The sequence below is a fragment of the Sinomonas humi genome (assembly GCF_000802235.1).
In the GTDB taxonomy this organism is placed as follows: domain Bacteria; phylum Actinomycetota; class Actinomycetes; order Actinomycetales; family Micrococcaceae; genus Sinomonas; species Sinomonas humi.
This window is the reverse complement of the sequence record NZ_JTDL01000082.1, coordinates 155,637-170,152: the sequence shown is the minus strand read 5'-3', so window position 1 is coordinate 170,152 and position 14,516 is coordinate 155,637. Positions and strand designations below refer to the sequence as shown.

Genomic DNA, 14,516 nt, shown 5'->3' with positions numbered 1-14,516 from the left:
CTCAGGCCACCGGATGCTTCGCAGCCAGCACCTCGGCCAGAGGTGCGATGTGGACACCCGCGGAAGTGAGCTCGGAGCGGATGAGCCGGGCCAACTTCACCGCTCCTTCGTTGTCGCCGTGCAGCAGGACCGTGTCGGCCTCGATGTCGATGTCGACGCCCGAGGTGGTTTGCAGCTTCCGCTCGCACACCATGCGGACGGTCCGATCAACGATCGCGTGAGGGTCGTGGAGCACCGCGCCGGGAAGGCTGCGCGGGACGAGGGTGCCGTCCTCCTGATACGCACGGTCAACGATCCCGACGACGCCGACGCGCAGCCCGCGGGCGCGGGCCGCTTTGGCGAGTTCTCCCTCCTGGGCGACGACGATGAGATCCTCGTCGACACCGGCAGCCGCGTCGACGACGGCGGCAGCGTAATCGGGGCGCACGGCGACGAGGTTCCCAAGGCGCCCGTGAGGCGCAACGTGAGCAACGCGACCGCTGTGCATGGCGGCGAACGCCGAAAGGGCTCCGAGCTGGTAGAGGACGTCGTTGCGGACCTCGTCTTCACTCAGGTCCATCGTGCGGCGGCCAAATCCACGGAGGTCCGGGAAGCTCGGATGGGCTCCAATGCCCACGCCGCGGCGGACGCATTCTGCCACCGTGAAGTTCATGATGTCCGGATCTCCCGCATGGAACCCGCACGCGATATTGGCGCTTGAGACGATTTCGAGAAGCTCGGGGTCATTCCCGATCCGATATGCGCCAAATCCTTCGCCGAGATCTGCCACGAGGTCGATCATGGGGTTCACGAGTTGCTCTTTTCGCGGTCTTGAGAATGGTCTTTCGAATGTCGGGATATTTCGCCTGCGGCGTCCCGCATTTTGTCCTACTTGATCGTCTCATCGCCGGAGCCCCCTGAACAAAGACTGATCGTCTATCCCGGGATAGGCCAGCGTTATGACCTAGGACACGTGGACGGACAGGTAGACCCGCCGCCGGCCGGATGGCCGACGGCGGGTCTGGAGGGAGTTGCCCGGTGGAGAAGAGTTCTAGAGCGCCTTCCTCAGGCCCATCACCCGCTCGACCACGACTACCACGCCGAGCGAGATGAGGATCAGGACGACTGAGAGGGCTGCGACGGCTGCGTCCGCCGAGTTCGAAACGTACTGGAATATTTGGACGGGAAGCGTCGGGAGCCCGGATCCGGCAACGAAGAGGGAGATCACGGCTTCATCGAACGAGACGATGAAGGCGATGATTCCGCCTGCAATGACACCTGAGCGGATGAGCGGGAGCGTGATGCGCCGGAACACGGTCCAAGCCCCTGCGCCGAGGATGCGTGCGGCCGCCTCGCAGGATGTGTCGGCGGTGGTCAGGCTCATGAGGGTGGTTCTCACCACGAAGGGAAACGTGATGGCAACGTGCCCGATGATGATTCCCTCGTAAGTGTTGGTGAGCCCGAGCGGGGTGAGGATGAGCACGAGCCCGAGGGCCAGGACGATGCTCGGCACGAGGAGGGGCGAGAGGAAGAACGCATGGAGCGCGCCCTTCCCTTTGAATTCGTACCTGTCGAGCGCGAGGGCGGCAGGCACCCCGATTGCGAGCACGATCACGGTGACGCTCGCCGCGACGACGAGCGTGACCTTCATCCCGTCGACGAAGATGCTCTCACTCGGCAGCATCTCGAACCATTTGAGCGTGAACCCCTGCGGCGGAAACGAGAGATATTGATTCGATTCGAATGCGATGACGAAAACGATCAGCAGCGGTGCAAGCAGGAAAATATAGAGGAGGAACAGGAGGGTCCCGAAGGCTGGTCTGCCGATTCTGCGCCGCGGCTTGAAGGGTGGAGCTTCGTCAACGGCCAATGTTTGCTGCACCGCTAGCCTCCGATCTTCCTGGTGAGCCGCTGGTAGACGGCGATGATGGCGCCGAAGAGTGCCAGAAGGATGACCGAGAGTGCTGCTGCGAACGGCCAGTTCAGGACTCCGGTGGTCTGGTCGTAGATCTCTGTTGCGAGCACCTGCACGGTTCCGCCGCCAAGGAGCGTCGGGGTTACGAAGGTACTGATGGTGAGGACGAACACCATCAGGAACGATGCGAGCACGCCCGGAAGGCTAAGCGGGAGCGTGATGCGCGCGAAGACCTGGAAGCCGTTCGCTCCGAGGGAACCGGCGGCCTCCTCGAGTTGGGAGCTGAGGCGGCCGAAGCCCGAGACCATGGTGAGGATGGCGTAGGGCATGAAGATCTCGACCAGACCGATCTCGACGCCCGTCATGTTGTTGGTGAGCTTGAGCGGTGCGTCTATCAGGCCCATGCTGTGGAGCGAGGAGTTGACGAGCCCGTTCGAGCCGAGGATCACCATCCAGCCGTAGGTGCGGACGATGGCCGAGGTAAGCAGGGGGGCGACGGCCACGGCCATGAGGAGTCCCCTGAATCTGCTCCTAGTCCGAACGAGGAACAGTGCGATCGGATAGGACACCAGGACACAGAGGACCCCGACGATGATGCCCATCTGGAAGGTATTCCAGATGACCTGCCAGTAGTAGGGGTCGGAGAGCGCTCGAACGTAGGAATCAAGGGTGAAGGCGCTTTCGATGACGCCGTCCGGTGCGCCCCTGTCGAAGGACATCTTGACCATATAGCCGAGCGGCAGAAGGAAGGTTGCGAAGAGCCCCAAGATCGCGGGGAGCAGGAGCAGGAGGTACGTTCGGCGGTCCCGTGCTGCTTTGGCCTTCTCGAGTGCGCCCGGCAGAACGCCGGCGCGCACCGACATGAGTTGCTGGGTCTCGGTTGGGGCGGTCATGTGCCTGACCCTCTGATGTGCCCGGGGAGGAGGAATGCGTCAGCGGCTTCCCAAGAAAGGTATGCTGCATCGCCTGTGCGAGGCATATCCGCGCTCGAGGTCATTGACTGTGCCAGCAGTCTCCGGTCCCCGACGCGGACGGCGAAGGCGATCGTGTCGCCGGTATAGCTCACACGTTCGATCGTTCCAGCGATCGCATCGTCTCCGGGGCGGGGGTGGAGCGAGGCACGGAGCCTGTGCGGACGGATCACGATCTCCCGGCTGCTTCCCGCGAGTCCGGGAGCGCCAACGGCACTGTAGCGGCCAAGTCCGCCGACCTCGACCTTGTAGTACCGCTCGCCGTCCGCGGCTTGTCCGTTCTCAGAGAGGACCTGCGCGGTGAGGAAGTTGGCTTGGCCGATGAAGTCGGCCACGAATCGGGTCGTGGGACGTTCATAGACCATCGCCGGCGTGTCGTACTGCTCGATCAGCCCGCCGTTCATGACAGCGATCCGGTCGGCCATGTCAAGCGCCTCGTCCTGGTCATGGGTGACGAACAACGTGGTCGCCTTCGTGCGCTGTTGAATCGACCGGATCTCACTGCGCATGGTCTCGCGCAGCTTGGCGTCCAGATTCGACAGCGGCTCGTCCAGGAGCAGGAGGGTCGGTTCCACCACCAGGGCACGGGCGAGCGCAATACGCTGCTGCTGCCCACCTGAGAGCTCACGTACCTTCCTCTTCGAGAGGTGCGCGAGCTTGACCATTTCGAGAGCAGCATTCACGCGCTTGGCCTGTTCCCCGGAAGGCACCTTGCGCATCTGAAGGCCGAAAGCGACGTTCTGCGCCACATCCATATGTGGGAAGAGGGCATAGGACTGGAAGACCATCCCCATTCCGCGCTTGTTCACAGGTGTCTGGGTGATGTCCTTGCCGTCGACCACAATAGAGCCGGCGGTGGGGTCCATGAGCCCTGCGACCATGCGCAGCGTGGTCGTCTTGCCGCAGCCTGAGGGGCCGAGGAGGGCCACGAGGTGGCCCTCCTCGACATCCATGCACAGACGGTCCACGGCTGGCTCCAGCCCAGGGGCGTATCGCTTCGTGAGGTCGACAATGGACAGCTTCGACGAACCCACGGTGTTGGCTGAATTCACGGGATTGACTTTCCTGAGAGGGGCGAGCTGAGGAAGCACGGTCATCACTTGGCCGGGATGATTTCTTGCTTCCAGGTCTGCGTCCACTTGTCGCGGATCGAAGCCATGAAGTCGACGTCAAGCGGAAGGATCTTGAGCGATCCGTCGGTCGGTACCACTCGGGACTTCACATCGGCCGGAAGGACCGCGTTGCTCACGGACGGAGCGTAGAAGAGATCCTTCGCGAATGCTTCCTGAGCCTCTGCCGAGAGGGCGTAGTTGATGAACGTGTTCGCTGCTGCTGAGTGCGGGGCATTCTTGATCAGGTTGATCGTGTTGATCTGGTAGGCCGTGCCCTCCTTCGGGAAGGCCACACCGATCTTCTTGCCAGTCTGGTCGGCATAGAACTGCCCGCGGGCGTTCTGCCCAAGTCCGAGGACGGTTTGGCCGGTGATGACGTTCTGGTACTCGTCAGGCTGGGGCGAGAACGTCTGGATGCAGGGGGCGAGTTGCTTGAGCTTCGCCACTCCCTTGTCGATGCTCTTCGTGTAGTCCTCGCCCTGCATATTGGAGGTGATCGCGGTCAGGGAGAGGCCAAGGAGGGACGGCGGAGCGACCACGTTGACCTTGCCGCAGTTCGATTTGTCCCACAGGGCGTTCCAGCTGCTCGGGGGAGTGGGGAACGTCTTCGTGTCGTACACGAGCCCGATGGCGTCCAGCATGTCGACTGGTCCGTAGCCATTCTTGTCCTTGAACTTGTCCGGCACGTTAGCGAGGTTAGGGACGGTGCTCTGGTCGATCTTGGCGAAGAGGCCCTGCTGGTTGCCGCTCTGGGAGACCGACTGGTCCATGATCGCGACGTCGGTATTCGGCTTGCTCTTCTGCCCCTGCAATGCGCTGAGCATGTCCGCGGACGATCGCTTCGCAACGTAGTTGACCTTGATATTCGGGAACTTCGCCTCGAACGGCTTGATAACGGCTGCGGTGTACTGGTCCTGCCAGACGGAGGCGTAGGCGATGATGTTAACTTCGCCCGAAGTCGATGAGCCAGCTTGGGGAGTACTGCCGCCTCCACAAGCAGAAAGGGCGAGAACTGAGGCGGCGGCGAGAGCCGTGGCCGCCGTGCGGTACTTCGTGTAAAATCCCATAATACGCTCTTTCTCGGGGCAAGCAGCTTGAATTGATACGTTGCGGAATGATCGAGTTGGATGGCTCGATGAGTGATTTTCCGGAAAGACTAGAAATCGGGCTGACCAAGACAGCGGCATTGCGGTCTGGCCATTAGCTTCAAACTAGCGTTTGAGGTCTGGGTCACACAAAGACAGCTTCTGTGTCCCGACATACTGATCTGTTATGACGGGACCTCGAAAGGTGAAAGACAGTGGACACCCGGAAGCTCGAATACTTTGTCAGGATCGTAGACTCGGGCAGCATCACGAAGGCCGCGGCGGCGCTGCATGTCGCGCAGCCGGCCCTCAGCCAACAGGTATCCGCCCTTGAGAAGGAACTCAAGCAGCGGCTGCTGATCCGGAGCAAGCAGGGTGTCGAGCCGACTGCCGCGGGCAACGCCCTGTACCGGCATGCCCAATCGATCCTTCGGCTCGTGGAACAGGCCCGCCAGGACGTCGAGCGGTCCGGTGCAGCGCCCTCGGGACGCGTTGCCATCGCGATGGCGCCCTACTGCATGGCCTCAAGCCTGGCGCCTGCCATCGTGCAGGAAGTCGGGCGCCGCTATCCCGACATCACCTTGCACCTGACGGAGATCTTCGGGGGAGTCCTCAGCGATGCCATCAAGAACGGCAGGCTGGACATGGCTCTCATCTACGAGCCACGGGAAGCCCGGGGCGTCCGCTTCACGAGCATGATTCTGGACGACCTGTACGTGGTGGCAAGCCCGGAGGTGGACCAGGGTTCGCCCGACGAGCGGTCGATCACGTTGCGGGAAGCCTCTCAGCTGCCTCTCTTCCTCCCTGAGGACAACCACACCGTCCGGCGGCTCCTCGACAAGGCGTTCGCCGATCAGGGCCTTCCCCTCCGGATAGCTGGAGAAGTGGAATCCGTCCCCGCCCTGAGCCGGCTTCTCCACGCCAATCTCGGGGCGACGGTTCTTCCCAGATCTGCGGCCGACGCGCTCTTTCCCGAGGCCGGATTCAGAATGCGACATCTCGTCGAGCCGGCTCTGCACGTCAAGTTCGGGTTGTGCACGGCGGACCACGAGCCGATGTCAGAGGCGGCCTCAGCCGTGCTGATCCTGCTCCGGGACATGATCAAGAACCGGCTGCTCGCCCGCTACGGGAGCGACGCTGCCTAGGACTCCAACTCGCCCCGTGCCTGTCCGGCGCAGAGGCCATCCATAGCGGAGCCTTATCTAGGCACTCGACTTTGATCTTATTCAGCGCCCTATTCTGCTGCCTACCATTGAGCTATCGGATCAATTCTTAAGTCAGCGAAAACCAGCTGACGCAGCGCGAGGAAGCCTGAAATGAAAAAGATCAGCCACACCAGTTGGAACCTGAGGAAGTCCCAGAGCATGATCGTTCGGACAGGAACGCACTGCCCCACCAACGGACTTTGGCAGCCCGTCGATTCGCCGAGCGAGCCATTGTTCGTCTTCGAAGGAAGCATCATGCCCACCCATGACGGCGGAAGCGCTGAGTGGATGCTTGTCGAGGCGAAGCGGCGGGTTGCAGAAGGAGCGATCTGGTAGAGCGCGATTCGATAAAAATTCAGCAGGAAAGAAGAGGGCCCCCGGGAGGGCCCTCTTCTTGTTTCTCCGTAACTGCTTGACGTTTCTCGGTAACTGCGAAACGCCCCCGTTCCGGAGAACGGGGGCGCTGAGCGAGTCTTGTTGATGAGGCGGGGATCAGTCCTCGACCAAGAGGCCCTTGTCCTTCAGGACGTCTGTGAGGTTGCAGAGCTCGATCGTCGTCCCACCGGCGTGGTAGGCCTTGATGAGCTCGTTCTCCTTGTCGACCCGGGCCTGAGACAGCGCGATGACCTCTTCGGCCTCCTCGCGCCGCACGACGACGACGCCGTCGGCGTCGCCCTTGAGGATGTCACCCGGGTAGATGACCTCGTCGCCGATGACGATCGGGTGGTTGATCGGCCCGAGCGTCTCCTTGACGGTGCCCTTGATGGAAATGCTCCCCGAGAACACTGGGAGGCCGAGCTCGATGAGGTCTGCGGTGTCACGGACGCCCGAGTCGGTGACCATCGCGGCGATTCCCTTGGCCTTCATGGCGTTGCCGAGGACGTCGCCGAACGTCCCAGCCTCGGTGAATTCGCCCGCGCCCACGAGGACGACGTCGCCCTCCTGCGCATAGTGGATGGCCACCTGGAGCATGAGGTTGTCTCGGGGGGCGCAGCGCACGGTGACGGCAGGGCCACAGAAGGACATCGAGCGGTCAATCGGCTTGATGCGCGAGCTGAGGGCGCCTTTGCGGCCCTGGGCCTCGTGAATCGTCGCCGACGAAAACGCAGAGAGGCGCTTGACGACATCGGCGTCCGGGCGCTCGAACTTGGTCTTGACGTGGATCATCTGTTCCATGGTTCTCTTTTTCAGTTGGAGGGATTAGTTGAGGGCACGGACGGCCTTATCGATAGCCTCTACGCCGGCCTTAATGGTCTCCAGTGAGGTGGCAAAAGAAATTCGGAAATATGGTCCGAGGCCATATGACGAACCCGGAATGACCGCTACCGATGCCGAGTCGAGCAGGTAGAGGACGAAGTCCTGGTCATTTTCGATCCTGGCTCCATCGGGCGTCGTCTTACCGACGGCACCCGCACACTTCACGTAGGCGTAGAACGCACCCTGTGGTGTTTCGCAGGCAAGGCCTTCGACGGCCTTGAGGCCGGCTACTGCGACATCTCGCCGCTCGCGGTACGCCTCGACGCACTCGGCCACGAAGGACTGGTCGCCTGTGAGCGCGGCGGTCGCGGCTGCCTGGCTGATGGAGGATGGGCACGAGGAGATCTGGGACTGGAGCTTGTTGATCGAGGCGACGAGTGGAGCCGGCCCGACGGCGTAGCCCAGCCGCCAGCCGGTCATCGCGTAGGCCTTCGAGACGCCGTTGACCACGAGGACGCGGTCCCTGAGCTGCGGAGCGGCGCCGACGAGGCTGGTGATCTGCCCTTCGCCGTAGTAGATCTCGTCATAGATCTCGTCGGTCAGGACGTAGACGTCCGGATTCTCTTCCAGAACGGCGGCGAGGGCCTCGAGCTCGGCCCGGGTGTACACGACGCCGGTCGGGTTCGAGGGCGCGTTGAGGATGACCCACTTCGTAGCCGGCGTGATGGCGGCGGCGAGAGCCTCTGGGGTCAGCTTGAAGCCCACCTCGTCCCCGCAGGGGACGATCACGGGGGTGCCGTCGTTGGCCAGGACCATGTCGGGGTAGGAGACCCAGTAGGGGGCGGGGACGATTACCTCGTCGCCCTCGTTGAGCGAAGCCATGAAGGCTGTGAAGATGACCTGCTTCGCTCCACCCGCGATGGTGATCTCGGCGGCGCTGTAGAGGATGCCGGTGCGGCGCTCGACGTGGTTCAAAATCGCCGAGCGAAGCTGGGGCGTTCCCGTGACGGCCGTGTACTTCGTCTCACCGGCCTCGATTGCGGCGATCGCGGCTTGCTTCACGTGGTCCGGGGTGTCGAAGTCCGGCTCACCGACTGTGAGGTCGATGATTGACCGGCCCTCTGCCTTGAGCTCGCGGACCCGCGCCGCCGCAAGGACGCTCGCGGACTCCCGGATGCGGGTGACCCGCGAGGCCGGCTGGTACTCGGACATGTCTCCTCCAAGAGAGTGGGCGGGGAAGTCGTGGACTTCTTTCGACCTTATATACGCACGGCTCTTTTGGATAAGACGTAGATTGAGTGGACGGATAAGCACGACTTATGACGGTGAATCGGCCTCTCGGCCGTACCATTGTCGAAACGCGCAAAATTGTTCACCCGAGCGGACCGGTCGGATGGGTTGAGCAATTTCCATAGCGGGAAATTCGACTAAAGGAAAAGGAAGAATGAAGACAGAAGCGGGCGTTCGCGCCGTCGTCGCGCACGGACGCGATGATCTCCGGGTGGACGTTCTTGAGGCACCGATCCCCGGACCGGATGAATCCCTCGTGGCCATCGAGCTCGGCGGAATTTGCGGTTCTGACCTCCACTACTGGCTGCACGGGGCCGCCGGCGAGTCGATCCTGAAGGATCCGCTCGTGCTGGGCCACGAAATCATCGGGCGCGTTGTGCGCTCTGCAGAAGATGGGAGCGGGCCCGCAGAGGGTGTGCGCGTCGCCGTTCATCCCGCGACTCCCGGGCCGGGCGACGGCCCCAGGTTCCCGTCCAGTCGCCCGAACCTCTCGCCAGGTGGGACCTATCTCGGCAGCGCAGCGACCCACCCGCACCGCAATGGCGCGTTCGCCGACGTCGTTGCCCTTCCCTCCCGCATGCTGCGGCCCATCCCGGGGGACTTGGATGCGCGCACAGCGGCCCTCATCGAGCCCCTCAGCGTCGCGTGGCATGCCGTCAAGCAGGCTGGCGACGTCGCTGGCAGACGCGTTCTCGTAGTCGGTGCCGGTCCGATCGGCGCACTCGTCGTCGCCGTCCTCTCACACCACGGCGCGGGCGAGATCTTCGTGACGGATCTCTTTGAGGCACCCCTGGCGCGTGCCAAGGAACTCGGCGCGAGCCGGACAGTGCTCGCATCGGAGGCGAGCGAACTCGAAGGCCTCGACGCCGACGTCGTGATCGAATCCTCGGGGAGTGCCCCTGGGCTGCGGACGGCCATCAGGGCGGCCACGCGAGGAGGTCGGGTCGTCATGCTCGGCCTCCTGCCGCCAGGAGACCAGCCAGTGCCGGTCTCGATCGCGATTGCAAGGGAGCTTGAGCTTGTGGGCTCCTTCCGGTTCAACGATGAGATCGACGAGGTCATCGCGGCCCTCGCTGCGGGAGAGATCGATCCATCCGCCGTGGTCACGCATGTGTTCGATGTCGACGAGGCGCTCGAGGCATTTGCCATCGCCAGGGATGCTTCGACGTCGGGCAAGGTGCTGCTGCGATTCGGCCATCCAACCGTCACGTCCCGCGGGTCATCGCCCGTTCAGTAGTCACCTACCGTCGGTCATGGAAACGTGGACCCGCGGGAGGTGACCATCAGACGGGGTTTCAGCCCGCGAAGCCGAGCGATCTCGAGATTGACCGGGCGGCCTTCTGGACGACCGGGACGAGTCCGCGCATCCGTTGGGCGGGCATGAACGGCTTGGTCGCGGAAACGCTGACTGCAGCCACGATGCTGGCCCCTGCGTCTCGGATAGGGGCGGCAACGCAGCGGATTCCGGGCTCATTCTCTTCGAGATCCATCGCGGCGCCATGCCGGGAGTACTCGTGCATTCGGCGGAGGAACTCTTCGACGCGGCCTGGGTCCCCAGAGCGTTCGGCCTCGTAGAGCCGCTGCCAGTCGCTGTCCCGGTCAAGGATGAGGGCCTTGCCGATGCCGGTGCGCGTGAGCGGCATGCGATGCCCGATCCGCGAGCGCATCTCAGCCCCACGCGTGCCCTCGATCTTGTCGAGGTACAGAACCTCGCCCCCGTCGACGATGGCCAGATGAACGGTGTCCTGGACCTTCTCGGCCAGCTCTTCGAGGACGGGCCGGGCGACGACGGGCAATGGGTTCTGGTGGAGTGCCTGGAACCCGAATTCGATGAGCGCCGGGCCGAGAGCGTAGTCACGCCCGCCTGCAACTCGGAGGTAGCCGTACCGATCGAGCAGCTGTACGAGCCGGTGGGCGGTACTGCGTCCGATCCCCGTGGCCTCAGCGACACTCCTCAGATCGCGTGCGCCCTCGGCCACGGCGCGGATGATGTCGAGGCCGCGCGCGAGCGTCTGGGTTCCGGATGGAAGCGAAGGTTCGGCGTCTCGCGCGTTCAGGCGGTTCTCCTGGGGTGGCAATGCGGTCTCATGGGGCACAAGACCCAGCCTACATCCCTATATCTGGGATGAAGTTCGACATGTTGGGACGCATGGAGGAAGACTGCAGGTCATGATCGATATCCCTGCACGCATGGTCGGCTTGGACTGGGGCACCACCTCCTGCAGGGCGTATCTCCTCGGCGAGGACGGGACCGTGCTGGACCGACGACTCGACGGGCGCGGGGTTCTCGCGCTCTCCCGCTCAGGAGAGAATCGCACGGCCGCTTTCGAGCAGGAGCTCGACGACCTCTGCGGCGAGTGGCTGCGGTCCGCGCCTGGGCTCCCTCTCGTGGCCTGCGGCATGGTGGGCAGCAATCAGGGCTGGGCAGAGGCTGAGTACCGTCACCTCCCCGTGGACCTCACTGAACGACCCGAGTCCCTCACCGAGGTGCCGACACCGCTCGGCCCGCTCTTCATCATTCCCGGCCTGTTCAAGGACGGCACGGCTGGGAGCCCGAGCGATCATCCGGATGTCATCCGCGGCGAGGAAACCCAAGTCCTTGGGACACTCCCTTCTGGCACGGGGGATACAGCCGCTGGCACGGGGGATGCAGCCGACGACGGCGCAGGCTCGCCCGCCGTCGTCGTCCTTCCCGGGACCCACACGAAATGGCTTCGCCTCGAAGGAACGCGCGTCTCCGACTTCGTGACCACGATGACCGGAGAGCTCTTCGGCCTGGTCATGCAGCACAGCATCGTCGCGCGACTCGCCGAGGAACCGCAGGCCCCTGACCTGGACGCCTTCGACCGAGGCCTGGACGTCGCGTTCGCCGCGACCGAGCCCGTTCCCGCCGCCCCGACCGACGTAGCGACCTCGCTCTTCTCGGCACGAACGCTCGTCATGGCGGGAGAACTCGAGCCGACCGCCGTCAAGGACTACGTCTCCGGTCTCATGATCGGGGCAGAGGTCGAGCGGTTCGCACATCTCTGGATCGGGGAACAGGACATAGCGGGCGGTCGGATCACCATCTGTGCCAACGCCCAGCTAGGCGGGCGCTACGCACGAGCCCTCGAGCGAGCTGGCATCGCCTCGGACCTCGCCCCCGAGGACGCTGTGGTCGCAGGACTATGGCGGACCGCCCTCGCCCTCGGGCTCATCGACAAGGAGGATTCATGACCACCGGACTCGTCGCCATCCTGCGCGGCATTACACCGCCTGAGGCCGAAACGATCGGTCACGCGCTGTACGCAGCCGGTTTCCGCTACGTCGAGGTTCCGCTCAATTCGCCGGATCCCCTCGAATCGATCAAGCTCATTCGGGCTGCGCTCCCCGACGACTGTGCGGTGGGTGCCGGGACGGTTCTCACGGTGGGGCAGGTGGAGCTGGCCAAGGAGGCAGGCTCCGACATCATCGTCTCGCCGAACATGGATCAGGACGTGATCCGCGCGACCGTCGGGGCCGGGATGCGCAGCTACCCCGGAGTTGCAACGCCGAGCGAGGCGTTCGCGGCTCTCGCCGCGGGCGCGACCGCGCTCAAGCTGTTTCCCGCGGACTCCGTGGGGATCGGCGGAATGCAGGCTTGGCGCCCCGTCCTGCCCCCGGGAACGGAACTGCTGCCCGTAGGCGGGATCTCGGCGTCAAACCTCGGAGAATGGGTCGCCGCGGGTGCTGGCGGGGCTGGCATCGGCTCGACCCTGTACAAGCCCGGCCGCAGCGCCGACGACGTCGCCCACCGGGCCGCCGAGCTCATGGCCGCCTGGCGCAACGCCGCCCGCTGAGCCAACCAACCTCGCTAGGAGAATCATGAAAGTCACGTCGTTGACGACGTACACCGTCCCCCCGCGTTGGCTCTTCCTCAAGATCGAGACTGACGAGGGGGTGACCGGGTGGGGCGAGCCGGTCGTCGAAGGACGCGCGGCGACGGTCGCTGCCGCCGTCGAGGAGCTCGCGGACTACGTCGTGGGGCAGGATCCACGCAACATCGAGGACCTCTGGACCGTCATGTACCGCGCTGGCTTCTACCGCGGCGGCCCGATCATGATGAGCGCTATCGCCGGCATCGACCAGGCCCTGTGGGACATCAAGGGCAAGGCGCTCGGCGTTCCGGTCCATGAACTGCTCGGCGGCAGGGTCCGGGAGTCCATCCGGACCTACTCGTGGATCGGCGGGGACCGTCCGGCCGATACCGCGGCCGCCGCCCGTGCCGCCGTCGACCGCGGTTTCACCGCCGTGAAGATGAACGGCACGGAGGAGCTGCAGTACATCGACACCTGGGACAAGGTCGAACGCTGCCTCGAGAACGTGCAGGCGATCCGGGAGGCTGTGGGTCCCAACGTCGGAATCGGCGTCGACTTCCATGGCCGTGTGCACAAGCCCATGGCCAAGGTGCTCATCAAGGAGCTCGAGCCGTTCAAGCTCATGTTCATCGAGGAGCCGGTGCTGTCAGAGCACGCGAGTTCGCTCCTCGACGTCATGCGGAACACGCCGACCCCGATTGCGCTGGGGGAGCGGCTCTACTCCCGCTGGGATTTCAAGGAGATCCTCGCCACCGGCGCGGTGGACATCATCCAGCCTGACCCGTCCCACTGCGGGGGCATCACCGAAGCCCGGAAGATCGCGAACATGGCGGAGGCGTACGACGTCGCGCTGGCGCTGCACTGCCCGCTCGGGCCGATCGCTCTCGCGACCTGCCTGCAGATCGACGCGGGCTGCTACAACGCGTTCATTCAGGAGCAGAGCCTCGGGATTCACTACAACACTTCCAATGACCTTCTCGACTACGTCACCGACCCCTCGGTATTCGACTACCAGGACGGCATGGTGAAGATCCCCGACGGACCTGGCCTCGGCATCGAAGTGAACGAGGAGTACGTCGTCGAGCGCGCGGCCGAAGGGCATCGCTGGCGGAACCCCGTGTGGCGGCACAAGGACGGCTCGGTGGCCGAGTGGTAGGAGCTCCCGCGAACGCGCGCGTGCTGTGGGTCACCGGCGGGGGCAGCGGAATGGGCCGCGCCGCCGCCGTGGCCGCGGCGGCTTCGGGTTGGAAGGTCGCCATCAGCGGTCGGCGTGACGACGCCGTCGCTGCCGCCGCCGACGACGTTCGGCAGCAGGGCGCGGAGGCGCTCGAGGTTCCCGTCGACGTGCGGGATGGCGCCGCACTGCGGGAAGCGCACGAACGGATCACCCAGGCATGGGGCCCCGTGACAGGACTCGTGGTCTCGGCCGGTCTGAATGCTCCCCGACGTTCATGGTCGGACCAGTCGATGGACGAGTTCTCCGACATCGTCGAGACGAACCTCACAGGGGTCGCGCGAGCCGTCGACCTTGTGCTGCCAGGTATGAGAGCGGCCGGTGGAGGAAGCATCGTCGTCATCTCGTCCCGCTCGGCGTGGCGCTTCTCGCCCGGCGCGGGCGCGGCCTACATGTCGAGCAAGGCGGCACTCGGCATGCTCGTCGCGTCCCTGAATGACGAGGAGGGCGCCGGCGGCATCAAGGCGTGCCACCTGTGCCCGGGCGACGTCGACAGCGACTTCCTGGCCCTTCGGCCGAACGTCCCCAATGGCGAGCAGCGTGCTGCGATGCTGAGCCCCGAGGACGTCGCCCGTTCGGTCCAGTTCGTGCTCGAGAGCCCGCGGCACGTGCGCGTCGACGAACTCGTGATCACTCCCGTCGGGCAGCGATAGTCGCCAGCACGCTTGCGCGGCCAAACCGCCGTTGTACCG

General features: G+C 64.4%; 15 protein-coding genes. 7 read left to right on the top strand and 8 right to left on the bottom strand.

What is annotated here, in order from left to right; genetic code table 11:
- Nucleotide 1: 1 nt before the first annotated feature.
- The 5 genes from LK10_RS06690 to LK10_RS06670 form a co-directional block, all read right to left on the bottom strand.
- Nucleotides 2-790, bottom strand: a complete 789-nt coding sequence (locus LK10_RS06690; RefSeq protein ID WP_408021444.1) for a LamB/YcsF family protein — start codon at nt 788-790, stop codon at nt 2-4.
- A gap of 240 nt (nt 791-1,030) precedes the next feature.
- Complete coding sequence (locus LK10_RS06685; protein WP_231567655.1) at nt 1,031-1,861, bottom strand: ABC transporter permease; 831 nt, start codon at nt 1,859-1,861, stop codon at nt 1,031-1,033.
- A 2-nt stretch (nt 1,862-1,863) separates the two neighbouring features.
- Nucleotides 1,864-2,787, bottom strand: coding sequence for an ABC transporter permease (locus LK10_RS06680; RefSeq protein WP_043121368.1), 924 nt, complete (start codon nt 2,785-2,787; stop codon nt 1,864-1,866).
- On the bottom strand, nt 2,784-3,917 hold the full coding sequence (locus LK10_RS06675; RefSeq protein ID WP_231567653.1) for an ABC transporter ATP-binding protein: 1,134 nt from the start codon (nt 3,915-3,917) through the stop codon (nt 2,784-2,786). Before LK10_RS06675 ends, LK10_RS06680 begins: the two co-directional genes overlap by 4 nt.
- Nucleotides 3,918-3,961: 44 nt before the next feature.
- A complete protein-coding gene (locus LK10_RS06670) occupies nt 3,962-5,044 on the bottom strand; it encodes an ABC transporter substrate-binding protein (RefSeq protein WP_052207036.1) in 1,083 nt (360 codons plus the stop codon).
- Nucleotides 5,045-5,277: 233 nt separating this feature from the next.
- Between LK10_RS06670 and LK10_RS06665 the strand changes: the two genes are divergently transcribed.
- Both LK10_RS06665 and LK10_RS06660 read left to right on the top strand, forming a co-directional pair.
- Entirely contained in the window at nt 5,278-6,207 is a 930-nt protein-coding gene (locus tag LK10_RS06665) for a LysR substrate-binding domain-containing protein (RefSeq protein WP_043121365.1), read from the top strand.
- A gap of 171 nt (nt 6,208-6,378) precedes the next feature.
- Nucleotides 6,379-6,603: a hypothetical protein gene (locus LK10_RS06660; protein WP_043121362.1), complete on the top strand. Its 225-nt coding sequence runs from the start codon at nt 6,379-6,381 to the stop codon at nt 6,601-6,603.
- A gap of 156 nt (nt 6,604-6,759) precedes the next feature.
- Here the strand turns inward: LK10_RS06660 and LK10_RS06655 are convergent, their stop codons facing one another.
- Both LK10_RS06655 and LK10_RS06650 read right to left on the bottom strand, forming a co-directional pair.
- Complete coding sequence (locus tag LK10_RS06655; RefSeq protein WP_231567651.1) at nt 6,760-7,443, bottom strand: 4-carboxy-4-hydroxy-2-oxoadipate aldolase/oxaloacetate decarboxylase; 684 nt, start codon at nt 7,441-7,443, stop codon at nt 6,760-6,762.
- 24 nt (nt 7,444-7,467) lie between these two features.
- Nucleotides 7,468-8,676 (bottom strand): aspartate transaminase, encoded by a 1,209-nt coding sequence (locus LK10_RS06650; protein ID WP_043121359.1) that lies wholly within the window; start codon nt 8,674-8,676, stop codon nt 7,468-7,470.
- 232 nt (nt 8,677-8,908) lie between these two features.
- Here LK10_RS06650 and LK10_RS06645 point away from each other — a divergent pair, with 232 nt between their 5' ends.
- Nucleotides 8,909-9,991, top strand: a complete 1,083-nt coding sequence (locus LK10_RS06645) for an L-idonate 5-dehydrogenase (protein WP_052207035.1) — start codon at nt 8,909-8,911, stop codon at nt 9,989-9,991.
- A 58-nt stretch (nt 9,992-10,049) separates the two neighbouring features.
- On the opposite strand, the gene LK10_RS06640 is transcribed toward LK10_RS06645, so the two are convergent.
- Nucleotides 10,050-10,850 (bottom strand): IclR family transcriptional regulator, encoded by an 801-nt coding sequence (locus LK10_RS06640; protein WP_231567650.1) that lies wholly within the window; start codon nt 10,848-10,850, stop codon nt 10,050-10,052.
- Nucleotides 10,851-10,923: 73 nt separating this feature from the next.
- On the opposite strand from LK10_RS06640, the gene LK10_RS06635 reads away from it, so the two are divergent.
- Genes LK10_RS06635 through LK10_RS06620 form a run of 4 tightly spaced genes read left to right on the top strand, consistent with a single transcriptional unit; the run spans nt 10,924 to nt 14,477 of the window.
- Nucleotides 10,924-11,970, top strand: coding sequence for a 2-dehydro-3-deoxygalactonokinase (locus LK10_RS06635; RefSeq protein WP_043121357.1), 1,047 nt, complete (start codon nt 10,924-10,926; stop codon nt 11,968-11,970).
- Nucleotides 11,967-12,572 carry a 2-dehydro-3-deoxy-6-phosphogalactonate aldolase gene (locus tag LK10_RS06630; RefSeq protein ID WP_043121355.1) on the top strand — a complete coding sequence of 202 codons (606 nt, stop codon included), beginning with the start codon at nt 11,967-11,969 and terminating at the stop codon, nt 12,570-12,572. Before LK10_RS06635 ends, LK10_RS06630 begins: the two co-directional genes overlap by 4 nt.
- Nucleotides 12,573-12,597: 25 nt before the next feature.
- Nucleotides 12,598-13,746 (top strand): galactonate dehydratase, encoded by a 1,149-nt coding sequence (gene dgoD, locus LK10_RS06625; RefSeq protein WP_043121354.1) that lies wholly within the window; start codon nt 12,598-12,600, stop codon nt 13,744-13,746.
- Nucleotides 13,740-14,477, top strand: a complete 738-nt coding sequence (locus tag LK10_RS06620; protein WP_231567648.1) for an SDR family oxidoreductase — start codon at nt 13,740-13,742, stop codon at nt 14,475-14,477. The genes dgoD and LK10_RS06620 overlap by 7 nt, the downstream gene beginning before the upstream one ends.
- Nucleotides 14,478-14,516 lie beyond the last annotated feature (39 nt).

What these genes read in the sequence shown, in the direction of transcription:
- LK10_RS06660 (WP_043121362.1), top strand. Translation starts at nt 6,379, where the DNA reads ATGAAAAAGATCAGCCACACCAGTTGGAACCTGAGGAAGTCCCAGAGC.
- LK10_RS06670 (WP_052207036.1), bottom strand. Translation starts at nt 5,044, where the DNA reads ATGGGATTTTACACGAAGTACCGCACGGCGGCCACGGCTCTCGCCGCC.
- LK10_RS06630 (WP_043121355.1), top strand. Translation starts at nt 11,967, where the DNA reads ATGACCACCGGACTCGTCGCCATCCTGCGCGGCATTACACCGCCTGAG.
- LK10_RS06635 (WP_043121357.1), top strand. Translation starts at nt 10,924, where the DNA reads ATGATCGATATCCCTGCACGCATGGTCGGCTTGGACTGGGGCACCACC.
- LK10_RS06655 (WP_231567651.1), bottom strand. Translation starts at nt 7,443, where the DNA reads ATGGAACAGATGATCCACGTCAAGACCAAGTTCGAGCGCCCGGACGCC.
- LK10_RS06680 (WP_043121368.1), bottom strand. Translation starts at nt 2,787, where the DNA reads ATGACCGCCCCAACCGAGACCCAGCAACTCATGTCGGTGCGCGCCGGC.
- LK10_RS06645 (WP_052207035.1), top strand. Translation starts at nt 8,909, where the DNA reads ATGAAGACAGAAGCGGGCGTTCGCGCCGTCGTCGCGCACGGACGCGAT.
- LK10_RS06650 (WP_043121359.1), bottom strand. Translation starts at nt 8,676, where the DNA reads ATGTCCGAGTACCAGCCGGCCTCGCGGGTCACCCGCATCCGGGAGTCC.
- dgoD (WP_043121354.1), top strand. Translation starts at nt 12,598, where the DNA reads ATGAAAGTCACGTCGTTGACGACGTACACCGTCCCCCCGCGTTGGCTC.